The 23924-nt window shown below is 42.2% G+C and carries 20 protein-coding genes and 1 tRNA gene; 13 read left to right on the forward strand and 8 right to left on the reverse strand.

Translation table 11 applies throughout. From position 1 onward, the window contains the following. The first annotated feature begins 191 nt into the window (after positions 1-191). A complete protein-coding gene (locus PseudUWO310_RS03820) occupies positions 192-1325 on the forward strand; it encodes a tetratricopeptide repeat protein (RefSeq protein WP_142599140.1) in 1134 nt (377 codons plus the stop codon). Between the two features lie 39 nt (positions 1326-1364). On the opposite strand, the gene cbiB is transcribed toward PseudUWO310_RS03820, so the two are convergent. Next, entirely contained in the window at positions 1365-2435 is a 1071-nt protein-coding gene (gene cbiB / locus PseudUWO310_RS03825) for an adenosylcobinamide-phosphate synthase CbiB (protein ID WP_142599141.1), read from the reverse strand. 165 nt (positions 2436-2600) lie between these two features. Beyond that, complete coding sequence (locus PseudUWO310_RS03830) at positions 2601-3122, reverse strand: hypothetical protein (RefSeq protein WP_142599143.1); 522 nt, start codon at positions 3120-3122, stop codon at positions 2601-2603. Between the two features lie 53 nt (positions 3123-3175). Here PseudUWO310_RS03830 and tatA point away from each other — a divergent pair, with 53 nt between their 5' ends. Next, on the forward strand, positions 3176-3400 hold the full coding sequence (gene tatA, locus PseudUWO310_RS03835; protein WP_317845545.1) for a twin-arginine translocase TatA/TatE family subunit: 225 nt from the start codon (positions 3176-3178) through the stop codon (positions 3398-3400). Positions 3401-3500: 100 nt separating this feature from the next. Here the strand turns inward: tatA and tsaE are convergent, their stop codons facing one another. Continuing rightward, a complete protein-coding gene (gene tsaE, locus PseudUWO310_RS03840) occupies positions 3501-4070 on the reverse strand; it encodes a tRNA (adenosine(37)-N6)-threonylcarbamoyltransferase complex ATPase subunit type 1 TsaE (protein ID WP_142599145.1) in 570 nt (189 codons plus the stop codon). Between the two features lie 336 nt (positions 4071-4406). Between tsaE and moaC the strand changes: the two genes are divergently transcribed. Beyond that, complete coding sequence (moaC, locus tag PseudUWO310_RS03845) at positions 4407-4919, forward strand: cyclic pyranopterin monophosphate synthase MoaC (RefSeq protein WP_009628446.1); 513 nt, start codon at positions 4407-4409, stop codon at positions 4917-4919. Between the two features lie 109 nt (positions 4920-5028). Here the strand turns inward: moaC and PseudUWO310_RS03850 are convergent, their stop codons facing one another. Further along, entirely contained in the window at positions 5029-5223 is a 195-nt protein-coding gene (locus PseudUWO310_RS03850; RefSeq protein WP_142599148.1) for a heavy-metal-associated domain-containing protein, read from the reverse strand. A 226-nt stretch (positions 5224-5449) separates the two neighbouring features. Here PseudUWO310_RS03850 and PseudUWO310_RS03855 point away from each other — a divergent pair, with 226 nt between their 5' ends. The 6 genes from PseudUWO310_RS03855 to PseudUWO310_RS03880 all read left to right on the forward strand — a co-directional run bounded on the left by PseudUWO310_RS03855 (position 5450) and on the right by PseudUWO310_RS03880 (position 13847). Further along, positions 5450-8287 carry a PAS domain S-box protein gene (locus tag PseudUWO310_RS03855; protein WP_142599150.1) on the forward strand — a complete coding sequence of 946 codons (2838 nt, stop codon included), beginning with the start codon at positions 5450-5452 and terminating at the stop codon, positions 8285-8287. 20 nt (positions 8288-8307) lie between these two features. After that, positions 8308-10029, forward strand: coding sequence for an EAL domain-containing response regulator (locus PseudUWO310_RS03860; RefSeq protein WP_142599152.1), 1722 nt, complete (start codon positions 8308-8310; stop codon positions 10027-10029). Between the two features lie 78 nt (positions 10030-10107). Then, the gene (gene gmd / locus PseudUWO310_RS03865; RefSeq protein WP_142599155.1) at positions 10108-11178 is read left to right on the forward strand and encodes a GDP-mannose 4,6-dehydratase; all 1071 of its coding nucleotides are present in this window, start codon (positions 10108-10110) and stop codon (positions 11176-11178) included. Positions 11179-11237: 59 nt separating this feature from the next. Beyond that, positions 11238-12206, forward strand: coding sequence for a GDP-L-fucose synthase family protein (locus PseudUWO310_RS03870; protein WP_142599157.1), 969 nt, complete (start codon positions 11238-11240; stop codon positions 12204-12206). 181 nt (positions 12207-12387) lie between these two features. Continuing rightward, a tRNA-Ser gene (locus PseudUWO310_RS03875) sits at positions 12388-12474 on the forward strand. Between the two features lie 329 nt (positions 12475-12803). Further along, the gene (locus tag PseudUWO310_RS03880) at positions 12804-13847 is read left to right on the forward strand and encodes a YheT family hydrolase (RefSeq protein ID WP_142599188.1); all 1044 of its coding nucleotides are present in this window, start codon (positions 12804-12806) and stop codon (positions 13845-13847) included. Here PseudUWO310_RS03880 and PseudUWO310_RS03885 read toward each other — a convergent pair. Further along, complete coding sequence (locus PseudUWO310_RS03885) at positions 13839-15191, reverse strand: hypothetical protein (protein WP_142599159.1); 1353 nt, start codon at positions 15189-15191, stop codon at positions 13839-13841. The two genes, PseudUWO310_RS03880 and PseudUWO310_RS03885, sit on opposite strands and share 9 nt — an antisense overlap. A gap of 922 nt (positions 15192-16113) precedes the next feature. Here PseudUWO310_RS03885 and PseudUWO310_RS03890 point away from each other — a divergent pair. Continuing rightward, positions 16114-16737, forward strand: coding sequence for a ribonuclease H-like domain-containing protein (locus PseudUWO310_RS03890; RefSeq protein ID WP_190315897.1), 624 nt, complete (start codon positions 16114-16116; stop codon positions 16735-16737). Positions 16738-17200: 463 nt separating this feature from the next. After that, positions 17201-18535 (forward strand): guanine deaminase, encoded by a 1335-nt coding sequence (gene guaD / locus PseudUWO310_RS03895; RefSeq protein WP_142599161.1) that lies wholly within the window; start codon positions 17201-17203, stop codon positions 18533-18535. On the opposite strand, the gene asnS is transcribed toward guaD, so the two are convergent. Next, positions 18532-19932 carry an asparagine--tRNA ligase gene (gene asnS / locus PseudUWO310_RS03900; protein ID WP_142599163.1) on the reverse strand — a complete coding sequence of 467 codons (1401 nt, stop codon included), beginning with the start codon at positions 19930-19932 and terminating at the stop codon, positions 18532-18534. The two genes, guaD and asnS, sit on opposite strands and share 4 nt — an antisense overlap. Positions 19933-20368: 436 nt before the next feature. Beyond that, positions 20369-20578 (reverse strand): hypothetical protein, encoded by a 210-nt coding sequence (locus PseudUWO310_RS03905; RefSeq protein ID WP_009625862.1) that lies wholly within the window; start codon positions 20576-20578, stop codon positions 20369-20371. A 171-nt stretch (positions 20579-20749) separates the two neighbouring features. Between PseudUWO310_RS03905 and pgl the strand changes: the two genes are divergently transcribed. Further along, positions 20750-21454 (forward strand): 6-phosphogluconolactonase, encoded by a 705-nt coding sequence (gene pgl, locus PseudUWO310_RS03910; RefSeq protein WP_142599165.1) that lies wholly within the window; start codon positions 20750-20752, stop codon positions 21452-21454. 267 nt (positions 21455-21721) lie between these two features. On the opposite strand, the gene PseudUWO310_RS03915 is transcribed toward pgl, so the two are convergent. Then, positions 21722-23458, reverse strand: a complete 1737-nt coding sequence (locus tag PseudUWO310_RS03915) for an iron uptake porin (protein ID WP_142599168.1) — start codon at positions 23456-23458, stop codon at positions 21722-21724. A 196-nt stretch (positions 23459-23654) separates the two neighbouring features. Between PseudUWO310_RS03915 and PseudUWO310_RS03920 the strand changes: the two genes are divergently transcribed. Further along, positions 23655-23897, forward strand: a complete 243-nt coding sequence (locus PseudUWO310_RS03920) for a DUF3493 domain-containing protein (RefSeq protein WP_142599169.1) — start codon at positions 23655-23657, stop codon at positions 23895-23897. Positions 23898-23924 lie beyond the last annotated feature (27 nt).

Consider the following 23924-nt stretch of genomic DNA (forward strand, 5'->3'; position numbering starts at 1 on the left):
AGTTGTGCTTAAGTACCTCAGCACAAGTAAAATCCAGAGCTAAAACCTGCGGCGCACGCTGCGCCGCAGGTTTTAATTGCTTCTTGCAAGTTTGATGGAGGTAGGTTAGTTTTAAACTATGTCATAACTTTCAAGTATCTGAATTTTTTTGACTATTACGCTATTCCTAACTAGCTATTTCCCCTCCTCCTATGACTCATGGCTCCATTAATCCCCAAGATGCAACCATAGTTGACGGCCGTCAACTCGAGCATTACCTAATTCTGCAAGATCCCGAAGGACAGCAGCGAATTTTACTTGATAGCAAAAGTTATGTACTGGGAAGATCGCCAGAAAATGAGATCGTCCTGCGATCGCATTCCGTATCGCGAGAACATGCGACATTAACGGGAATCTACGTATCCGAACCAATATTACAAATATTTCGGCTTACCGATGGAACTCCAGAGAAAGGAAAAAGTACAAATGGTTTAATTATTAATGGGGAACTTCGCGATTCATGGGTGTTAATGCAGGGGGATGAGATTGATTTTAGTAGTAATACCAGTGCTGTTTATCGCATTGAACCATTTTCTCCTTACGCTAATGGCAAAATAAATATTTTTCTAGATTGCTTGCATAATTTAGCCGAAAAAGAACGTAAGTCTGGCAAATATAATGAAGCAGAACAATATCTCGAACAAATTTTAATTATTAATCAACAGTTACATGGCGAATTACATCCCTATGTGGCAAATTGTTTAATAGATTTAGCAGTGGTCAACTATTCACAAAACCTGTTTCAAAAAACCGAAAAACTACTCTTACAAGCGATTGATATTCGCAAGAAAATATTAAATTCCGAGCATCCTGATGTGGCATCATTAATGCTCGATTTAGCCGCTATTTATAATACTCAAGCCCTTTATGTAAAAGCAGGATTGATATTCTTAGAAGCTCTGGCTATTAAGGAGAAATTACTCGGTGCTGACAATCCCGAAATCGCGGATAACTTAATCGATCTAGCGGCAATTTACTATTCTCAAAAGCGCTATAAAGATGTCAGAAACCTTTATAAAAAAGCTATCAAAATTTATAAGCGATCATTTGATTCTCAACATCCAACTATTTTGTCAGTGCAAAAGAAATTGGCAAGTATCAATAAAAGACTCCGTCCCAAATGGCAATCTTTTAATGTGTTAATTCCCTTGTCATTAATATTGCTATCAATAGTTATTGCCTATTCATTTTTTGCACCGAAAACAGATATTACCTGTGTCAAAATTTCAAGTGATGGTAGTGCTAAATCCATCTCTGGAGATGAATGTCGCCAAATGATTAAGTAAGTGGCTAGGCGAGAGCCTGTAGCGCACGCGCAGCGTGCGCTACAGGCTCTGGGGTTTTATAGAAAACGAGATCGCCATAATCGCCATAAAGGCACTAACCCACAGTAAAAAACATATCCTTGTTAATTTCAGAGCCTGTGCAATCTTAAATGGGGAGATCGGCTCGATGGGCTCTCCCAATAGAGGTTTCTGTTTGAGAATGCCCCGATAGTAGTTTGCGCCGCCTAGCTGTACTTGTAAAATTGCGGCATATACACATTCGCTCCAGCCTGAATTGGGACTGGGATCTTGGTTAGCATCACGTTGACAGATCTGCCAAACATAAACGGGCTTTCGGGAGAGTAAGGCTAGGGTGAGCACTGTTAAACGACAGGGAAGCCATGTCAAAACATCATCGGTTTTGGCACTAAACCAGCCGAGATCGGTATAGGGAGATTCTCGGTAGCCCACCATCGAGTCAAGGGTACTAGCAGCCTTGTAAGCGATCGCTAATGTAACCCCACCATAGTCAAAGAGCATTGAACCCAGAAGAGCATAGAATAATGGTGCTGTAACCGCATCGATCGCATTTTCGGTCACCGTTTCTAGAATTGCCCGTAAAATCTCTCCTTCCGAAAGTTTATCCGTATCCCGTCCGACATAGCGGCTAAGCTCCTGTCTTGCCATGTCCAGATTGTCTGTTTGCAGAACTGCTAATACCGACTCGGCAGCATCGCGAAGGCTGCGTCCTGCAAAACAAGCAGCTAACAAAATACTAGAAAAAGCGATCGCCAATAGCGGCTGTACTTGCGAAAGAGCGATCGCCATTAACCAGATCGCAATTCCACTTCCCAAAATTATACTAATCGCCAAAATCGCACCCAAGAACTTCATAACCAATGGAGTAAAAAGGGGGATGCGTTGATTACTCTGGGGATCTTTCATCATTACCCCATTGGTAAATTGCGCGATCGCCCATCCGATAACTTGGACTGGATGGAGCCAATTTACAGGATCACCAAGGAGATAGTCGAGACTCGCTGCTAAGACCAAAACTAGTATATTTACATTTACATTTAAATTTAGATTTACATTTAGATAATTGAGGTGTAAGTTGCTTGCGATCGCCATTATCAAAGTCAAGATTTTGGTTAAAGATGGAACATAGGATGAGTGGCGGCGCGAAGCGCCGCCACTCATCCTATACTTGATTCCTCAATAGGCTATAAGCTATAGCTGGAGCCATTCCTAATACAGCAATCTTATCAGGAATAAAAAAAGGTTCGATTTTGATTTTTAGGATGATAGTTTTTGTTTGAGTATATCGACATTGATGGCACTTAAATCAATTTGAATCTCTAAACGTTGCTTTTCGTCGCGGAAAAGTAAGACCGCATCACCATTGGGTTGAATCAGGCTGCCAAATTGGGGATCGGTGACTTGGATCTTTTGGTAAACGATTTTCGGGAGCGTGATACGGATCTGATAGCTTCTACCTGATGAAGGCAAAATATCTAGACATTGATTAAAGCGATCGAGTTGGAGATAGCCAACGGAGATATTGCGTTCGTCTGGGCTATTGGGCTTAAACCAATAGAGGGTGATACCGCGAAAGCTTGGAGTCTGAATAGCAAAGGTTTCGTCAAGTGATTGTTTGCTCCAGTCGATCGCTGAGCGATCGCTATTTTCGGTTAAAGGGCGTTGCTGCCAAATAATTTCCTGCCCCGCAAGGTCTGTCCACCATTGGGCAATTAGGGCAAGGTTGGCTTCAGCATCGGGATCGGTGCTGCCAAGTGTCCAAGTAATGGTTGATTCCATTAGTTTTTAAGTGCGCTTATTTGTCATTTGCGTAGAGAATAAAAGAATAGCAGATGCATTTGTGGAGATTTAAGGAAATGTTTGGAATTGGCTGGCCTGAGGTAATTGTAATTTCGCTGGTTGGGGTCGCAATTTTTGGGGCGAAACGCATCCCCGAAATTGGTCGCAGTGTCGGACAGGCTTTAAGAGGTTTTCAAGATGAAGTTAAGGGTAATGGCGAATCAGACGCATCTGGTAAGATCGACTCTGTTAAGGACAAGGCAGGCGATCAGGTTTGATATTCGTAATTGATCTTTAGAATTGATATTTGAATTGATGTTTGGGTAGTCCTAAAGTAAGGATGGGCGGCGCGAAGCGCCGCCCATCCTTACTTTAGAACTACCGATGTTTAAATTGTCTGAGAATTTCAATATGATCTGAACCTATTGCTGTTAATTCAATGTGACGGGCTTTAGGTAAATCATCCTCTAGATCGTCTAGATCGTCTTCATCAAGCTCTAAATTAAAGGTTTCAGGATTTTTAAAGGTATTGGTATTAGATTGTGTTGGGACTGAGAGATTGATCCTGAGATGTTGGTGGGGAATGTTTGGTAATTTACTTGCCCATTCGATCGCCACGACCCCAAGGGGAAAATCTATACCCCGCCAATATTCTTCTAGATGAAGGCTCGGTATTTGAGGTGACTCTAAGCGATAAAGATCGATGTGATAGAGCGGTAAACGACCTTCTGTATATTCGTCAATTAGGGTAAAAGTGGGGCTAGCGATCGTATTGCTAATACCAAGTGCTAGACCAAAGGCTTGCATGAAGGTAGTTTTACCACTGCCCAGATTGCCATCTAGCAACATAATTGTTCCTGCCGTGACAAGTTGGGCAAGTTGGGCAGCGATCGCTTGGGTTTTCCCAAGATTATCTGCATAAAGATCGATCTTTAAAGTCTCAGTCATATATTCGGGTAGACTTTTGTACGTAGGTGATGATTGCCAGCCCTAATTAATTGATAGTAAATAGCTGGGCATAATTAAATATAAAACCCTAAAACCTGCGGCGCACGCGCAGCGTGTGCCGCAGGTTTTAGATCTAGATTTTAATTATGCCCAGCTACTTAATACCAATTCACGAAAATGTGACAACACTTTCTTGAATTAAAAACCAAACCCAGTAAGGTTTTCAGATTCCCAAAATGGCGTTGCCATTTTGGGAATTGGTATAACTAGTTAGTAGATGCCAATTTATCCTATGTTTTGTTTTTATATTATTGAGCTAATTTCAGCAAAGTTTTTATGGATACGGATATTCTTCAGCCGCTCACGCATCTTGATCGAAGTGGTAATGCTCAGATGGTGGATGTGACGCACAAAACGCAAACAGTGAGACGAGCGATCGCAGTTTGCGAGATATCTATGAAAACAACGACCTTAGATGCAATCCAAGCAGGCAATGTCCAAAAAGGAGATGTATTAGGCACGGCAAAACTAGCAGGGATTATGGCAGCAAAGCAAACGGCAAACTTAATTCCCATGTGCCACCCTCTAAATCTCACCAGTGTAGATGTGAGGATTATGCTAGACGAAAATATTCCTGGCTATCAGATTGAGGCGGAGGTCAAAACTAAGGGCGAAACTGGCGTAGAAATGGAGGCTTTGACCGCTGCGACGATCGCTGCTCTCACCCTGTACGATATGGCAAAGTCGCTTGAAAAGACCATGATCATCTCAAATGCGAGGTTAATACATAAGAGTGGCGGCAAATCGGGGGATTTTAATGCCCCTAAGGGGGAATATTGCGATCTTTAGTCTTGAAAAAAGTCTTAAGCCACTCGCATCAAGTAGCTACTCCCTTCCCAGTAAGGAATTAGACGTTGCGGCGCGAAGCGCTGCAACGTCTAATTATTGGTTATTGGTATTAAGCAGTCTTATGCCCCGCGATCGCAATTAGTTCGCGGATTTTAACTTCAGATAATTGACTGTCGATATCTAACGATTTACTGGCAGGATCGCCCGTAACTATTGCTGAGGTATCGACAGATTGGATCGCTTTGGTAATTGTTTCGATACAACTAGCGCAACCGATGGAAGGCACTGAGAGTTTTAAGGTCATAGATTAAGCAATATGTCGAAAAAATAAGATTATTAAGTAGCTCAGCATAATTAAAATTCCGATCTAAAACCTGCGGCGCAAGCGCAGCTTGCGCCGCAGGTTTTAGGGTTTTATATTTAATTAAGCCCACTTACTTATACTGCCGTACTTAAGTATTGCAATGTATTGCAATATTTAAGTACAGCAATATTTAGAATGGAAATATTTGGTAGATGATTTGGTTGTTATGCAGAATATCCTAGATCATATTCAATGCGGTGTTTTTGCCTTGACGATAGAGTCACCCCCTTACGGGTTAAGTATTAACGACCAAATTAATAATCAAATTAACGACCAAATTAACGATTCAAAATTCATACTTCGATTTGCGATCGCCAATCTTGCTTTTGTCCAGCTTGTGTGGGGCGAACTTAGTCCAGAAAAGCCCTCAAATCTCATTGGTTTGCAGCCCCATGATTGCCTACCTCAAAATTTTGTGCGGCAGTTATATGTACATATCCATCAATGCCTACAATCTCGGAAAAAGGTGGTGTATGAGGTAGAAACTGACGCGATCGCTCATCATCTGGTGTCAATTTCGCTTTCTTTGGTAATTGGTAACAATCAATTGCCCCAAATCGTAGGTACTTGCCAAGATATTAGCAATTTATCCCTATCTAAATCCCAAGTTGGACAGCCCAATCATCAAAAATTTAGTCATCTCGTCAACGCCATATCCGATGCCTTTGTCGTTGTTGATAGCCAAGGTATTGTGTGCTATGTCAATCAGGCTGCCGAAAATTTATTTGGTTGTCAAGCCGAAGATATTGTAGGTGAAGTCTTTGGCTTGCCAGTAGTAACGGGAGAAAGCACCAATATCGACATCCTCAATCGGGGTACGACCACCTCGGCGGAGATGCGCGTGTCGGAAACCATCGATGAAGATCGCATGGTTTATGTGGTTGCCTCCTTACGTGATGTCTCGGAGCGCAAACTGGTAGAGAGTTCGTTACAATTGCGCGAACGAGCGATCGCGGCCAGTTCCAATGGGATAGTCATTACCGATGCCACAAAGCCCGAAAACCCGACGATTTACGTTAATCCCAGCTTTGAGAGAATTACTGGCTATAGTGCTGCGGAGGTCATTGGTCGTAACTGTCGATTTTTGCAAGGGGGCGATCGCCAACAGATCGGCATTTTAGATTTGCATCAAGCAATTCAAGAACAACGAGAATGCCATGCGGTTCTGCTGAATTATCGAAAAAATGGCACACCATTCTGGAACGATCTCTACATCGCCCCAGTATTTAACGATCGCGGCGAACTGACCAACTATATTGGCATTCAAACCGACATCACCGAGCAGGTGAAATCGACGCAAAGATTGCTCGAAAGTGAAGAACGCTTAAGAACTGTACTGACATCGATTAAGGAAGGAATTACCTTTAGCGATGATTCAGGTTATTTCTCAATCTTTAATGATGGAATGGAAAATTTGACTGGATATACTGCTGCTGAGGCAAATGCTAGCCATGATTTTACCAACTTCCTATATCCCGATCGCCAAGAACATGACAGGGCTTTACAACGATTACAGCATCTGCAAGAAACAGGACAGGTGATGACTGTCGAAACTCATATCCGTCACCGTGATGGCACATTCAAAGATGTTTTAGTTTCGACAAGACTCATGGCATACAAAGGTAAGCGTATGTATTTGAGTAGTTACTACGATATCACCGAGCGCAAAAAAGTTGAGACACAGCTACGCTATCAAAGCGAAAGGGAACGCTTATTAAATGCAATCCTCTTCAAAATTCAATGTGAATTAAATTTAGAGCAAATTCTGGCTATCACTGTTAAAGAGGCTCAGGCTCTATTACGTATCGATCGCGTGGTTGTTTATCAATTTCAAGAGAATGGAAGCGGTCAATTTGTCGTAGAAGCGGTGAATGATTCAGTATTATCGATTCTCGGACAAACGATTAATGATTCTAACTTTAATCAGGAATATATCCAGCAATATCAGAGTCAAGTTATCTCCAGTATTAATAATGTCGATAATGCCAATTTAAATCCCTCCTATAAAGAGCTTTTACAATGTTTTCAAGTAAAGGCAAATATTGTAGTGGCGATTTCCTTTGGCGGGATACTTTGGGGATTATTAATTGCCCATCAATGTTTTGCTCCCCGCGATTGGGAAGAGTTTGAAATCGATCTATTCAAACAGCTCGCTAACCATGTGGCGATCGCGATCCAGCAAGTCAAATTATTTGAGCGGGTGCAGGATCTCAATAAAAATCTAGAGCGCCAAGTAGCCGATCGCACTCAACAACTAGAGCAAAGTCTGAGCCAATTGGAAAGGGCTTTACTCAAAGAAAAAGAATTAAACGAACTCAAATCCCAATTTATTTCCAGAGCTTCCCATGAATTTCGTACACCCTTGGCGACGATCCAAACCGCCAGTGATTTATTACGAAATTATGGACATAAAATGTCTGAGGATAAAAAATTAGAACGCATTGATAAAATTCAGCGGGAAGTTAAAGGGATGACTAATCTGCTTGAAGAGGTGCTAATTATCGGCAAGACAGAATCTGGCAAGTTTGAATTACACCCAGAAGAAATTAATCTCGAAGATTTCTGTCAGGAGATAATCGAACAAGCTAAGTTAATTGGTAATGGGCGGCATCAAGTTAGATTTAATAACATTAACTTGCCATCAAAATTAACAATCGATCCTAAATTTTTAAGACAAATTATCGCGAATTTATTATCAAACGCGATTAAATATTCTCCTAATAATAGCGATATCAATTTTACAATTTCACAAACCAAGGAATATCCACCCAAACTTGTATTAGAGTTTCAAGATCGAGGGATTGGTATTCCTATTCCAGATCAAGCGAAGGTTTTTGAACATTTTTATCGCGCTCATAATGTTGGTATGATCGTGGGCACTGGCTTAGGAATGGCAATTATTAAGAATTCAGTTGATATACTTGGTGGCACAATTCAACTTAGCAGTGTTGAGAATGAAGGAACAACTGTAAAAGTCAAACTACCTATTTCCCTAAAGGAATAAGTAAAGGAATAAGTGAAATTATGACAACGATTCTAGTCATTGAGGATGTAGAAGCTTTAAGGGAAGAGATCATGGAGACTCTATCCTACGAAGGTTTTGATGTGTTAGGAGCCGAGAATGGAGTCGTGGGCGTGCAAATGGCAAAGACCTATGTGCCGAATTTGATTATTTGCGATATTGCCATGCCCGAACTAGATGGCTATGGTACACTCACCGCGCTGCGCCAAGAATCAAAAACATCTATGATTCCCTTCATCTTTTTGACCGCCATGACGGAAAAGACAGATATGCGTCAAGCGATGCAATTGGGGGCTGATGACTACTTAACTAAGCCCTTTACATCGGCGGATTTGCTGGGGGCGATCGCTTCGCGGTTACAGAAGTACAACTCTGTGAGAGAACATTACTACGATGAGATTAAAGCTGCTGGTGCAAGGTTTGAGTACCTATCTCACCATGATGGTTTGACCCAACTTCCCAATCGGATCCTATTCTATGAGTCCTTATCCCAAGCCATCCTCCATGCCAAAATTAATAATAAATCCTTAGCTGTCCTGTTTCTGGACATGGATAATTTCAATATCATTAACAATACGCTGGGGACTGATATTGGCGATCAATTATTTAAGGCGATCGCCGAACGTTTAAGGCGCTACACGGCTCCCTGTGACATGGTGGCAAGGATCCAAGGCGACGAGTTTGCCATGATCATTTCCGACATCGCAGATCAAAGCAGCATTAAGCAAGAGGCGCAAAAAATATTAGATCTACTAAGTCGTCCTTACAACTTGTATGGGCATGAGGTATTTATTACCAGCAGTATTGGAATTACGCTCTTCCCTGAAGATCATCAAGAGTTAGAAGGATTAATCAAAAATGCGGAATTGGCAATGTACTATGCCAAAAATCATAGTAGGAATAGTTATAAGCTCTATAGTCCCGATCTGAACGTTCAATCCTCAGAATATATGGCTTTAGCCAATAGCCTACATCGTGCGATGGATCGGAGTGAATTTCGCGTCTTTTATCAGCCCCTAATCGATCTTACATCAGGAAAAATTGTCGGAGCAGAGGCTTTAGCTCGATGGCAACATCCCGATTTAGGAATTATTATGCCCAATAAATTTATTCCTGTTGCCGAACAAACAGGGCTGATTCTCAGGTTAAGTGAAGTAGTCCTCTGCTCTGTTTGCGAACAAATGCGATCGTGGCGGGAGGCTGGGCTTAATTATGGATATGTGGCTGTCAATCTATCGGGGCAGCATTTTCGACCAGAAAACAATTTGATTGAAACCATCAGTAAAATCTTGCAGGAAACGGGAACGAAGCCAGAGCATTTAGAACTCGAACTGACCGAAAGCATTATCATGCAGAATGCTGAGCTGACCATTCAGGTGCTATCGCATTTGCAGGCGATGGGGGTCAAGGTCGCGATTGATGACTTTGGGACGGGCTATTCATCCTTAAGCTATCTCAAGCATTTTCCCGTCAATACACTCAAGATCGATCATTGCTTCATTCAAGATATCACCACCGATCGCCATGATGCGACGATTTCCCTTGCCATTATAGAGCTAGCCCATAGTTTGTCTTTGCAAGTAGTCGCGGAAGGAGTCGAAACCGCAGAACAGATTCAATTATTAAGGAAATATGGCTGCGATCGCATCCAAGGATATTTCTTTAGTCCCCCCTTGCCTGCGGCCGAATTTGAAAAAATGTTAATCGAAGGGAAATGCCTTTAGTATAGGCAAAGTGACGTAGCCCAATCACTTTACCTGCATATTGCCATAAACTTTTATTGATTACGTTAACCATTTTTAATGAGTAAATCTAAACGCGCTTTAATTACTGGCATTACGGGACAAGATGGCTCCTATTTATCAGAGCTATTATTAGCAAAAGGGTATGAGGTGCATGGAATCATACGGCGATCTTCCACGATTAATACCGATCGCTTAGATCACATGTATCAAGATCCCCATCTACCAGACACCAAGCTATTTTTGCACTATGGCGATCTGACAGATGGGACAGGTTTAGGACGGATTCTGGAATCAATTCGCCCCCATGAAGTATTTAATCTGGGCGCTCAGTCCCATGTGCGTGTAAGTTTTGACTCTCCAGAATATACCGTTGACACCGTCGGTATGGGAACCTTGCGCTTACTGGAGGCTCTTCGCGATTACCATCAACGCAACGATCGCGAGATCCGTTTTTATCAAGCTGGATCTTCAGAGATGTATGGGTTAGTTCAAGCCGTACCGCAAAATGAGGCTACCCCCTTCTATCCGCGCAGCCCCTATGCCTGCGCCAAGGTATATGCCCATTGGCAAACCGTGAATTACCGCGAGTCCTACGGCTTATTTGCTTGCAATGGCATTTTGTTTAACCATGAGTCGCCCCGTCGAGGTGAGACTTTTGTGACCCGCAAGATCACAAGGGCGATCGCTCGCATAGTGGCAGGTCAGCAAAAAAAACTGTATTTGGGAAATCTGGATTCTAAGCGAGATTGGGGCTACGCCAAGGACTATGTTGAGGCGATGTGGCTAATGTTGCAGCAAGAAAAACCTGATGATTACGTAATCTCCACAGGCGAAACCCATTCCGTACGGGAATTTCTGGAAGCAGCTTTTACCTATGTCAATCTCAAGTGGGAAGATTATGTAGAAATTGATCCGCGCTATTTTCGTCCCGCTGAAGTTGATTTGTTATTGGGCGATTCCAGTAAAGCGAAACGGCAGCTCAGTTGGGAGCCCAAAGTCACCTTTAAAGGCTTAGTGGAGTTAATGGTTGATGCCGATCTTGAGGTTTTGAATTTACCTAATCCTAAAGGTACGCATTCCCAAGATGTGGCGACATTGCGGAATGCTGGACAACCTTCAAATTGGTAAATTAAAAGCCCTACTCCCTAGGGCTTTTAATCTATTTGTACTTTAGTCAAAAAATTTTCATGCTAGAAAATCAATCAAACTTTCATTTGCAAGATCGATTCAAAAATCAAAAGATTTTAGTTACTGGTGGTGCTGGTTTTCTAGGTAAGCGGGTCATTGCCCAATTAATCGGCGCAGGAGCTAATCCAGATTTGATCACCGTACCGCGATCGCGCGAGCTTGATTTGCGATCGCTGGCTCACTGTGAAAAAGTAGTGCAGGATCAGGATTTGATCATTCATCTTGCGGCCCATGTCGGTGGTATCGGGCTAAACCGTGAAAAACCCGCCGAACTTTTTTATGACAATCTCATGATGGGCGTGCAGTTGATTCATGCGGCTTATCAAGCAATGGTGAAAAAATTTGTTTGTGTGGGCACAATTTGCGCCTATCCCAACCACACGCCTGTACCTTTTAAAGAGAGCGATCTCTGGAATGGCTATCCTGAATATACCAATGCGCCCTATGGCATAGCCAAAAAAGCCTTGCTGGTACAATTGCAATCCTATCGCCAGCAATATGGATTTAATGGCATTTACCTTTTACCCGTTAATCTCTATGGACCTGAAGATAATTTCGATCCTCGCAGTTCCCATGTAATCCCAGCCCTAATTCGGAAAGTTTATGAAGCTCAGCAAAGAGGCGATCGCCAGATTTTAGTATGGGGGGATGGCTCACCTACAAGGGAATTTATTTATTCTGACGATGCGGCGCGAGCGATCGTAATGGCTTCGGCAAATTATAACGATTCAGAACCTGTCAATATTGGTACGGGTTTAGAAATATCTATTAAGGATCTCATCCATCTAATTTGTGAATTAATGGGATATGAAGGGGAAATCCTTTGGGAAACTGATAAGCCCAATGGTCAGCCCCGCCGCTGTCTTGATGTCGAAAGAGCAAAAACAGCCTTTGGATTTAGCGCCGCTGTGAATTTTCAGGAAGGATTGCATAGGACGATCGCTTGGTATCGACAACAGGCTGCTTGAGCATTCTGTGGGGCGATCGCTAAGTCAACAAAAAAATTTTGATTTTATGGATTATAAGGCTTGCATATGTACCAAGCTTTGGTATGATTAGAATCCGCACAGCGAAACAAACAACTTTTACAAAGTCAATCAAACATTTTGTATTGGTTATTTTTGTACTGGTTATTGTGAAGCTAAGCGAGGAGAGATGGCCGAGTGGTTGAAGGCGCAGCACTGGAAATGCTGTTTAGGGGTAACTTTAACGAGGGTTCGAATCCCTCTCTCTCCGTCAAAAAATATCTAGTAGATAAAAGATTGGCGGCGCGGAGCGCCGCCAATCTTTTATCTACTAGATATCTCCTGTGTTGCTATAGTTATATCAATTCCCAAAAGTGTAGCTACACTTTTGGGAATTAAAAACCAAACCCAGTAAAGTTTTGAAAAACACAAAATGGCGTAGCCATTTTGTGTTTTGGTATCAAACCAATTCACGAAAGTGTGACAACACTTTTGGGAATTAAAAACCAAACCCAGCAAGGATTTTCAAATCATAAAATGGCTACGCCATTTTATGATTTGGTATTAGACGTAAAGAAATGTAAATATGGACTGGTTGATATGCTCTATACACCACCTTGGCATCTCAGCAATGGGTTGCTAATGACCCTTTATACGGCTTTGCGGGTAAGCCGAAAATGGGAAAATTTCACAATTGAAACAGAACCCATTTATCAAGAACATATTTTTACTGGGGCAAATGGCGTGCCGATCTTTGGAAAATATGCAATTCCTCAGAATGCGAAAGGAACGATTGTGGCGACCTATGGCATTACGGGGGATTTGGATAACCAATGGTTTCTCAAAATCTTAGGACGTAAGGCTTTAGATCGGGGGTATGCGGTGGTTTTGTTTGATTGGCGGGCTCATGGTAAAACCGCAGAGCTATCCCCAGCGCTAACCTCCGATGGGCTATACGAAGGCGAAGATTTTATTCGGATTGCCAGTATCGCCAAGCAATTAGGTTGTCCAGCCCCCTTTTGGCTCATGGGATATTCACTGGGAGGACAGTTGGCGTTGTGGGGGATTAAGGCTGGAGAGACGATCGCTGATTGGGGTAGTGACTTAGCCATCACATCTGCTGATATTGCAGGTGGGGCAGTAATTTGTCCTAGCGTTGACTCCAACCGATCGCTGACCTATTTAGTTAAGGATGAACTGGGGCGATTTTTGGAGAAGGCGATCGCTCGTGAACTCAAGAAACTCGGACGAGGTATGGCAAAAATGCATCCCGAGGCGATCGATCGCCATGCCGTCGAGAGAGCTAATAGCATTTGGGGATTTGATAATGAATTGACGATCGCCAAGTTAGGTTTTGCATCCGTTGAGGCTTATTACGATGCCAGTTGTCCCTTACATTTCATGCCACATCTGCAAAAGCCAACCTTAATTCTTTATGCCGAGGACGATCCGATGTTCGATCCTGCAATTATTCCTGAACTAGTAAAAATCGCTCAAGATAACCCCGCCATTAAACTAATGATTACCAAACATGGCGGTCATGTCGGTTATGTGAGTAGTAAAAAATGCCAAAATCAATATGGCGATCGCGATCGCTGGTGGGCATGGAATCGCGTCTTTGAATGGATTGGCTCGCTAGTTTGATTTGTTCTCGCTATCTCTTACATTGATATCATGGGTTAATTTTTTTAACTGCGAAAACACACGATAATTTTCTAAGTTTATATCTTGCTCATCCTGCTCAACATTATTCATTTTGATCAAGCTATAGTTGATATCCTCGTCAAAAATTGCCAAGGTAACATTGAGAATATCGAGGAAATTAATAAAAGTACGACATTCAGTTTCTTCATAGGAGCTATAAAACTTGATGAGTTCGGCTACATAGCTTTCTAAATAAAAGCGAATATTAGGATAAATTAGTACGGTTTTTAATAGCAGGATGACTAGATTAAGTAAATTATTACATTCTAAGGATAGCTGTAAAAATTCAGAGGGATGACGACGTTTATTTAACAATAAATACTGCAAAATACGATTGCAGGTAACATGTAATAAGCTAAGCGACATCTCTTCTTCGTGGCGATGTTCTTGAAAATGCATTAATCTTTGAATGACCGTCTGATTAATCACTTCGGAAACTTCTAAGTTATTTTGAATTATGCCTAGATAGCTAAGCAAGCTTTGTTTAAATTCTAAAAAATTTAAATTATAGACTTGGTTGTAGAAAGTTTTGGCGGCATTTTGATAGCTTTCATTACCCTGTTTGTTCAAAACTCTTTTAATTAAAATTAATACGCCATCGCCTAAGTTGGTTGGGTTTTGTCGCTGAGGATTGGCTCCTAGCTTAGAATCAAGGCGAGCCGTATACATTGCCAGATCAAATTTAAATTGCTTTTTGATTTTCCGCGCTAACGTTTCAGCATATTGACGCTGCTCTAAAGGTTTACTAGCATCAGCATATTCTGAAATTAGTAAATAGGAAGAAAAGCGCTCACTCCAATTATGATATTTGCGGTGAATGCCCGATCTACCTGATAGCGATCGCAGGGTATTATATTCACTAGATTGAAGAAATTGCTGTAGCCATTCCCTTAGTTTTTTTAACTTATAAATTTTCGTGGGAAGGACTATAGAATCCGCAGAGAAAAGATCTACCAATTGCTGACAAGCACTAATATTCCCATTGATAGCCCAGTTGTTATTGAGTATGTAGCAGCAACGTATAAGAGTATGTTTAAAATCACGCTCTCTATCATGAAATATAATTTCACCTAAGGCATAATAGGCATGAATATCATCAACTTCTTCATATTCAATAAATAATTTATTAAATTGGTTTAAAATTTCTTCAGTTTTAGATTGCTTGATAATTCTTAAGAAAAAATCATAAATATTCTTTTGAGCCTTATCGATACTACTGTCAGTTGTATCGGAAACCTGATCAATAAACCGATCGGACTGGTGTGGATTATAAAACTGTGCCATATCAGTGCATTCCTAAGCAACAGCAAAAAACTTAAAGATTGGATTTAACTAAATTTGTACTACTCGTACTATTTGATAAACTAGCTTTAGAAATGACTATTAAAGGAAACTTATTGTTTCTAATAGATAACAAATAGATAACAAATAGATAAAAAACAGGTAGCTAATAGATAAATAGGCATAATTAAATACTAGATTCAAAACCTGTAGCATCGATGCAACTTAAGTTTTAGGTTTTGGGATGTTATATTTAATTGCACCTAGCTAACTAGTCATTTTAATTGGGGCTAGAAAATAACTAAAAAATGAATTGCCAGAATAATTTAAGTATATTTTCTCTATTTAATGCAATATACTTAATTGCTTGACAGTCTTCATCATTAAGTTAGCAATAGTTTTTTAGCTTCTATTACAGATTCTATATCTAGATTTTAATTATGCTGAGGTAATTATATTTGAATTAATCCTTGAATTAATCGTTGAATTAATCATTGAATTAATCCTTCAAATACATTCAAATATATTATATAAGCTTTGTGAAGTACATTTATGGGATTAAATGCTTATTTTGAAAATCGTTTGCCAATAAATCTTATGAAGATAATCTATAGTTCATAGGAATTAAATAGGGTCTACTTTAAGCTTTTAAACATATCCTCATCAATATCCCATCAATATCCCAAGAATATATTTGCAGCGGTTTTCCTCGCCCTGAATTCCTATCCTCAAAGGTTTCTCACTATATTCTCATTATCCTTAATAAAATATGTCAAGAAGACTTGGTAACAATTTATGCTAAATTCAAGTCGTCTCAAATGTAAGTTAACAAACATTCATTTTTTGAGACTGAGTTTGGGCAATAGGCTATATAAGCTGTATAGGCGCTATGCCGAACCTAACGAAGTCTACTCCAAAAATTAAGATGCCAGCTTTTAAAGTTTTTGATAACGATATCGATTTTGAAACCCTTCAAGAATATCTCCGCTGTGAAGCGATCGCAATTGATACGGAAACCATGGGTTTGATTCCTCGGCGCGATCGCCTTTGCCTAATCCAGATCTGTAACGACGAGGAGACCGTGAGTTTGGTGAGAATTGCCAGAGGGTTGAAGGAAGCACCAAATCTAAAATATTTGTTTGAAGCTGCCGATGTGACCAAGGTTTTTCATTTTGCACGATTTGACGTTGCCATGCTGGAAGCCCATCTCAGCATCGCCACCCACCCTATTTTCTGTACCAAGATTGCTAGCAAATTAGCTAGAACCTATACCGATAAGCATGGCTTAAAGGAATTGGTGCGCGAACTGGAGAAAATTGAACTAGATAAATCATCTCAATCCTCAGATTGGGGGAACGTTCAAGCCCTGTCCGAATCGCAATTAGAATATGCTGCTAATGATGTGCGCTATCTACTATCTGTCTATCGCAAGCTCATCGATATGTTAATCCGTGAAAATCGTTACGATCTGGCGAAGGCATGTTTTGCCCATATTCCTACCCTCGTATATCTAGATTTGCTGGGCTATGCGGATGTTTTTGCCCACTAATTTTTATGAAATAAAAGCTGAGGCGCACTCTACGCGTGTGCCTCAGCTTTTATTTCGGGATTTTAAATATGCTGAGGTACTTATACCAATTCCCAAAAGTGTAGCCACACTTTTGGAAATTAAAACCCAAATCCAGTAAGGGTTTTATAGCTCCCACCAACTGTATCAGGACATAAAACCCCAAAGAGAGTTGCCGCGCTCCGCGCGGCAACTCTCTTTGGGGTTTTGATTTTGTCCTAACAAAACTGGCGGCAGCTATAAAATCACAAAATGGCGTAGCCATTTTGTGATTTGGTATTACAGTTTAGTTAGTCATCATATTGCGGCGGTAATTATTGTACTTTTGGTGACTGCGGTAGAAAATGAAAAAAGTAAAGAATAGTCCTGTCAAAAAAGATAACTAGTCGGCAAATGGCGATGACCTTTAAATTCAACGACCTTTGCGGACGATTCCATTATTACAATGCCAAAGCAAATCACCCAAGGATTTCGAGCCAGTTTCGTAGATGCGATCGCCGATCCTTTTTATGAATCAGAAGCTGATAGTATTCGATATTTTCCTGATGGTTTGCTCGTAGTCGAGCATGGTAAAGTGAAGGAATTAGGGGATTATAATGATTTGCGATCGCGGTACGCGGATCTCCCCATTACGCATTATCCCGATCACATAATTGTTTCAGGTTTTATCGATACCCATATTCATTTTCCTCAGATGGAGATGATTGCTTCCTATGGTCAGCAATTATTGGAATGGCTGAGTACCTACACCTTTCCCACGGAAGCAAAGTTTGCCGATCGCCACTATGCATCGGAAATTGCCGCGCTCTTTCTCAAGGAGCTATTGCGAAATGGAACTACCACTGCCTTAGTATTTACGTCCGTATTTCCCCAGTCAACCGAGGCATTTTTTGAGGAAGCACAACGGCTCAATTTGCGGATGATTGCGGGGAAAGTGATGATGGATCGTCATGCTCCTGATTTTTTAACCGATACCGCCGACTCCTCCTATCGCGAATCTAAACAGTTAATTGAGAAATGGCATAAGCGCGATCGCCTTCTCTATGCGGTCACCCCAAGATTTGCCATTACCTCCACCCCAGAACAGTTAACCAATGCAGGTAAATTGCTGACCGAATTTCCCGATGTGTATCTACATACCCATCTTTCAGAAAATGTGAAAGAAGTGGCGGCTGTGGCAGCAGTATTTCCCGATCATAAAGGCTATCTAGATGTGTACGATCGCGCAGGTTTAGTAGGCGAAAGATCGATCTTTGCCCATGGTGTCCAACTGACTGATCAGGAATTTGCCAGATTAGCCGAGGCAAATTCCGCGATCGCTTTTTGTCCGACTTCTAATTTGTTTTTGGGCAGTGGGCTTTTCAAATTAGAAAAGGCTAAGTCGCGAGAAAACCCCGTCAAAGTCGGGCTGGGTACTGATGTGGGGGCTGGTACGAGTTTTTCGATTTTACGCACTGCTTGCGCCGCCTATCAAGTTGCCCAGTTGCGATCGCAAAAGCTATCATCCTTTCAAGCTTTGTTTCTCGCGACCTTGGGTGGAGCTAGAGCTTTATGTCTGGAGGATAAATTGGGAAATTTTGAGATTGGGAAAGAAGCCGATTTTGTCGTACTCAATCCGCGCTCAACCCCGATTATGGAACTAAGAAACCAACGTTCCGATGCGGCTCTCCCTCCCACCTTAGCGGAAATATCCGATCAACTATTTGCCACGATCGTCATGGGTGACGATCGGGCGATCGCGGCCACCTACATCATGGGCGACTTAGCACACAAAGCTTAAAATTCGGCATTCTGGGGAAAACGGGGAAAGGGAATTACATCGCGAATATTGCCCATACCTGTGATGAATTGGACTAAGCGCTCGAAACCTAGACCAAACCCAGCGTGCGGCACGGTTCCATAACGACGTAAATCCAGATACCACCAATAGTCTTCAGGATTGAGCCCGACATTGCGAATTCTTGCTTCCAATACATCAAGACGCTCTTCACGCTGGGAGCCACCGATAATTTCCCCCACGCCAGGGGCGAGGATATCCATAGCTCGCACCGTTTGCCGATCGCTTGCCGTTCCCTCGTTCACCCGCATATAGAAGGCTTTAATGCCAAGGGGATAATCCATAACAATCACAGGCTTCTGAAAATGCTCTTCCGCTAGAAATCGTTCATGTTCCGATTGCAGATCTAATCCCCATTGGACTGGATACTCAAAGGTTTTACTGCAATTTTCCAGAATGGCGATCGCTTCCGTATAGGTAATGCGCTCAAACTTTTCATCGACGATCTTCCGCGCATTGACCATGACGCGATCGTTTACCCGTTCTTGGAAAAATTCCATATCTTCGGGACAGGTGGCTAACACATAGTTAAAAATATATTTGAGAAAATCTTCCGCCAGATCCGCATCTCCCTCTAGATCGCAAAAAGCCATCTCAGGTTCAATCATCCAAAATTCGGCAAGGTGGCGTGAGGTATTGGAGTTTTCTGCGCGGAACGTGGGACCAAAGGTATAGACATTAGAAAAGGCGGTCGCCATAATTTCCGCCTCTAGCTGTCCGCTGACGGTCAGAAAGGCGGGCTTACCAAAAAAGTCCTGCGAAAAATCAACGGGTTTTCCCGTTGCCGCCACCTTATTTAAATCCAAGGTGGTCACCCCAAACATTTCACCCGCCCCTTCACAGTCGCTAGCCGTAACGATGGGCGTATGTACCCACAAAAATCCCCGTTCTTGGAAAAATTGATGAATAGCAAAGGCACAGGCATTGCGGACGCGAAACACTGCGCCAAACATATTGGTACGGGGGCGTAAGTGGGCGATCGTACGGAGAAATTCGATCGAATGACGTTTTTTTTGTAAAGGATAGGTTTCGGGATCAGCCGTGCCAAAAACAGCGATCGCTGTTGCCTGCATTTCCACCCTCTGCCCCTTGCCCATCGACTCGACCAGAATCCCAGATACCTCAATGGATGTCCCCGTAGTTATTTGCTTGACTAGGGTTTCATAGCCATCGAGCTCTTGGGGTAAAACAATTTGTAAACCCTGAAGCGATGAGCCATCATTTAATTCTAAGAAGGCTATTCCCTTACCTTCTCGCTTTGTCCTTACCCAACCGCGTACAAGATACGAGTCGTTAACTTGACCCTTACGCAATAAGTCAACAATTCTTGCAGATGCCATATGCTAGAAATAATCGCTAGAAATAACTGTGAGTAGTCTGTAGAGCGATGAAATCAGCGATCGCATTGCTCATAGGCAGCTATCCTAACATTTTAAAGAATGACCTCGGCAGAAACCTTATACGCGCCCCTTCAGAAGAATCCCCAAAATACCTATACTAAAATACTTGTACCAAAATACTTGTACCAAAATACTTGGACTAAGATACTTACCGCCTCAGCAATTCAATTATTAAGCTTGTAAGTTTAACAGTTACAAATTTGAACAGTTACAAGATTTAACAGTTACAAGGCTTAACCGTTACAAAATTGATATGCAGAGCCGTCAAAATCCCCAATAAAACTAGAAATAAAAACAAAAAATAAAAACAAAAATAAAAACAAAAATCTAAATAAAGATTGAAACGATGTGTAAAAAGCTAAAAGGTAGGAACGCTCTAACTCTCATAGGCCATTTCACGGATTAAAGGCAAACGATGGCTGATATAGTTACTGAGATCGTTTTGTTGATGAGAATCAAGGGATGAGCGCTGCTGTACTTGATCGACTAACCAACTCATTAGTCCATCATCATCAAGATTTAGGAGCAAATTCGGCTGGGCTTGGCTAACTGAGTCCCAGAAGAGGCGTATGATAGCAGGTGTCATGTCTGTTTTCCGTAACCTTAATATTGTTCTAACATTTTATAGGTTAGTACATTTGCTACTTATTTATGTTAAGAATCACACAAAATGAAATAAAAGACACCTCCCTCAAGATTGATTGCTAAACGATCGCTAGTTTCTTCTCCATCGCATTCCCAGACAGAGGTATTTTTTATGGCTAGACAGGTAGAAATTTGGAATAATCGTGCTGAGATTGCATCGAGAGCCTTGTTGTTATGTCAACTTGCTTACAATGAGGCGATCGCTAAAAATGGCAGATTTACGATTGTTGCCGCTGGAGGCAGTACTCCTCGCGTCCTCTACGAGCTATTGGCGACGAAGGAATGGGAATGGTCAAAAGTCCATGTCTTTTGGGGAGATGAGCGCTATGTACCCGTCAGCGATCCCCAGAGTAATGAAGGCATGACCCGTAAGGCATGGTTGGATCTGGTCGCCATTCCTGCATCTAATATTCATGCGATCCCCACCGATCCCACCGATCCCGCGATCGCCGCTAATCAATACGAGCAGCATATTCAAGAATTTTTTGGGGTTGCATCAGGGGAAATTCCTCAGTTCGATCTAATTCTATTGGGCATGGGGGATGACGGACATACAGCTTCTTTATTTCCCCACACTAAGGCGCTTAAAGTTAGCGATCGCCTTGTAACTGTCGGCGAAAAAGATGGACAGCCAAGAATTACCATGACTGCGCCCCTGATCAATCAAGCTAAAGAAATTGTTTTTATGGTTGATGGAGCAGCCAAGGCAAAGGCTTTAACGGCGGTGTTAGCGCCCAAAGGTGATGTAAATCTCTATCCTTCCAGATTGATTACGGGAAATACGATTTGGCTATGCGATCGCACCGCTAAGGTATAGTACCAATTCACAAAATGGCTACGCCATTTTGTGAATTGGTATCATAGCTGCCACCAACTGTATCAGGACATAAAACCCCAAAGAGAGTTGCCGCGCGAAGCGCGGCAACTCTCTTTGGGGTTTTGATTTTTTCCTAACAAAACTGGCGGCAGCTATAGGACATAAACCAAAGCTGAGTGGCGGCGCTCTGCGCCGCCACTCAGCTTTTGGGGTGTCCCTAAAGGGTTTTGAAGTTAAGAAATGGCTACGCCATTTCTTAACTTGGTATTAGAAGGAAAAAGTAGTTCTGATCGTACCGATAAATAGATTGCCATTATCGGAAACTTGATTAGGGTTAAGGATCCAGATAAATCCTGGGGTTATGGACAGATTGTTAGTGACTTGATATTTGTAAAAAGCCTCAAGATGCCAGACTTCACTATTAGACAGAGGCAAGGAATTACCCGCATAGGTTCTTATACCTCTAAGGGTTGGTTCCACACCCGCCACAATTCCTAATAAATTCCCTTCTTTCCCAAGATTGGGGAAAGCGAAAGAAATCGCATAGTTCCAAATATCGGCATCTCCTAAGCTAAATAATCTTGCTGAGGTATAGCCAGCCCAGCCACCGACCACAAAATTGGGACTGAAGCGATAGGAAATCTGTGCGCCGTAGGAATTGCTCGAAACGGGAGTACTAGGAATGGTACTAGTCGCATCGGTGGGGATCAATCTTGCCCCTGCGATTAAATTTCCTAAAAAGCTGCCTGTAGCCTGACCCGCACCACCATAGCGAAATCCTGACTGACCCGCACTTGTGCCATTGTAGGCAAGCACATAGGTAAGTCCCGCTTTAAATTGCTCGGATGGCTGGAATACTAACTGTGCGAGAGCGGAATAATTGCCTCCCGTTAATCCACTCCCCGTTGTGCCCGTGGGTAAATTAGCAGTATTTGCCAAATACCCAAGATCGAGTTTGAAAGCGTCGCTGATTTTGTAATTTAGTCCAATTCCCGCGCCATTACCATTGATGCCATAGATGGAATTGCGTTCGCCAAATCGAGACAAAGCACCATTTCCCCCGCCTTGGGCATCGAGATAGGGATTGATCGTATCCGCATAGTAAAAATGATTGCCGCCATTGGCAAATACGGTGACCCTCATGCGATCGCCTAGGGAAAAGCTGTAGTCTAAAGCTTCGAGGAAAATGGAATTGTTATTAGTAGCTAAGGTCGAGTCATCAAAGCCCAAGCGTCCATCATTACTAGCCAAGAGACTTGCAGGCGCAACGGCATTAGAAGTGGTTAATAAAGGTTGAGCATTTCCCATCTGCAACCTCGTGCGCAAGCGATCGCTCCCTGTAAAACTTGTCAAAAAGTTCAAACGGACGCGGTTTTGAAAAACGATATTTTGCTTAGCAGGCGCAGTGCCTCCGAAGGGGCTAGCGATCGAGTCCCGTCCCGTAGAAACGCCGCTTACCGCCAAGATAGCCTCGCCCGAAAGCTTGGTAGTAGTGGAAAATTGTTGGGCTTCGAGTTTAGTGGTTTTCGCCTCTAAGCTATCAACTCGACCCCGCAGAGTAGCTAGTTCGGCAGCAAATTCCTCTTGCAGCTTTTGAAGGGTTGCTAAGTCCTGTTTGCTAACTTTATCAGCTAATCCTGCGGCAATAATTTCATTGATTTTGTCCAAGCAAGCGTTGAGCCCAGCCGCAAACTCGTAGCGACTGAGGGCTTGCTTTCCGCGAAAGCTGCGATCGCTATAGCCAGCAATACAGCCATAGCGCTCCACTAGGGATTGTAAAGCCGTGAAAGCCCAGTCCGTAGGACGTACATCGCTTAACTGCGATATCGCATTAACTTGAGCGAGCTCATTACTCTGGAGTTCTTGAGATTTTACGAGAGAGTCATTTTGCATGGTATCGAGTAGCTGCTGTGCATCTTTGCTCTCTGCCATAACAGGCATTGCGATCGCTAGACTCAATACCGAAACACCGCAAACCTTGAGCCAAAAATTATTAAGCAACATTTTTGATTGAAGTCCCTAAACCTAAACTGATAAATACTGAAAATAGAAAATAAGTACCTCAGCATAATTAAAATACAGATCTAAAACCTGCGGTGCACGCTGCGCGTGCGCCGCAGGTTTTAGGGTTTTATATTTAATTAAGCCCACGTACTTACTGAAAATAGAAAATACTGAAAATAATTTTACAATCAAAATTATGTCAAAACTAGATCCACAGCAATACGAGCGTTTACGGCGCGAAGCCAAATCTCCTTACCGAGGTCTCCGTATATTTATTTATGCCGCCTTTGCTGGTTCAGGGTTTATTGGTGCGGTTGTTTTTTTGGCAAGATTAATTGCAGGAAAGGGAGAACTAGAAGCAAATTTGGGCAGCTTTGCCTTGCAAATTGGGGTACTAGCCTTGATGGTATGGCTTTATCGCATCGATCGAAGTAAGTAGTTCAGCATAATTAAAAAAAACTAGAAG

The organism is Pseudanabaena sp. UWO310, from assembly GCF_006861605.1.
GTDB lineage: Bacteria > Cyanobacteriota > Cyanobacteriia > Pseudanabaenales > Pseudanabaenaceae > Pseudanabaena.

Coding starts and splice junctions, on each gene's coding strand:
- guaD (WP_142599161.1), top strand. CDS start 17,201: ATGCCAAAGCAAATCACCCAAGGATTTCGAGCCAGTTTCGTAGATGCG.
- asnS (WP_142599163.1), bottom strand. CDS start 19,932: ATGGCATCTGCAAGAATTGTTGACTTATTGCGTAAGGGTCAAGTTAAC.
- pgl (WP_142599165.1), top strand. CDS start 20,750: ATGGCTAGACAGGTAGAAATTTGGAATAATCGTGCTGAGATTGCATCG.
- tsaE (WP_142599145.1), bottom strand. CDS start 4,070: ATGACTGAGACTTTAAAGATCGATCTTTATGCAGATAATCTTGGGAAA.
- PseudUWO310_RS03905 (WP_009625862.1), bottom strand. CDS start 20,578: ATGACACCTGCTATCATACGCCTCTTCTGGGACTCAGTTAGCCAAGCC.
- PseudUWO310_RS03915 (WP_142599168.1), bottom strand. CDS start 23,458: ATGTTGCTTAATAATTTTTGGCTCAAGGTTTGCGGTGTTTCGGTATTG.
- gmd (WP_142599155.1), top strand. CDS start 10,108: ATGAGTAAATCTAAACGCGCTTTAATTACTGGCATTACGGGACAAGAT.
- tatA (WP_317845545.1), top strand. CDS start 3,176: ATGCATTTGTGGAGATTTAAGGAAATGTTTGGAATTGGCTGGCCTGAG.
- moaC (WP_009628446.1), top strand. CDS start 4,407: ATGGATACGGATATTCTTCAGCCGCTCACGCATCTTGATCGAAGTGGT.
- PseudUWO310_RS03860 (WP_142599152.1), top strand. CDS start 8,308: ATGACAACGATTCTAGTCATTGAGGATGTAGAAGCTTTAAGGGAAGAG.
- PseudUWO310_RS03830 (WP_142599143.1), bottom strand. CDS start 3,122: ATGGAATCAACCATTACTTGGACACTTGGCAGCACCGATCCCGATGCT.
- PseudUWO310_RS03890 (WP_190315897.1), top strand. CDS start 16,114: ATGCCAGCTTTTAAAGTTTTTGATAACGATATCGATTTTGAAACCCTT.
- PseudUWO310_RS03820 (WP_142599140.1), top strand. CDS start 192: ATGACTCATGGCTCCATTAATCCCCAAGATGCAACCATAGTTGACGGC.
- PseudUWO310_RS03850 (WP_142599148.1), bottom strand. CDS start 5,223: ATGACCTTAAAACTCTCAGTGCCTTCCATCGGTTGCGCTAGTTGTATC.
- PseudUWO310_RS03920 (WP_142599169.1), top strand. CDS start 23,655: ATGTCAAAACTAGATCCACAGCAATACGAGCGTTTACGGCGCGAAGCC.
- PseudUWO310_RS03885 (WP_142599159.1), bottom strand. CDS start 15,191: ATGGCACAGTTTTATAATCCACACCAGTCCGATCGGTTTATTGATCAG.
- PseudUWO310_RS03870 (WP_142599157.1), top strand. CDS start 11,238: ATGCTAGAAAATCAATCAAACTTTCATTTGCAAGATCGATTCAAAAAT.
- PseudUWO310_RS03855 (WP_142599150.1), top strand. CDS start 5,450: ATGCAGAATATCCTAGATCATATTCAATGCGGTGTTTTTGCCTTGACG.
- PseudUWO310_RS03880 (WP_142599188.1), top strand. CDS start 12,804: ATGCTCTATACACCACCTTGGCATCTCAGCAATGGGTTGCTAATGACC.
- cbiB (WP_142599141.1), bottom strand. CDS start 2,435: ATGGCGATCGCAAGCAACTTACACCTCAATTATCTAAATGTAAATCTA.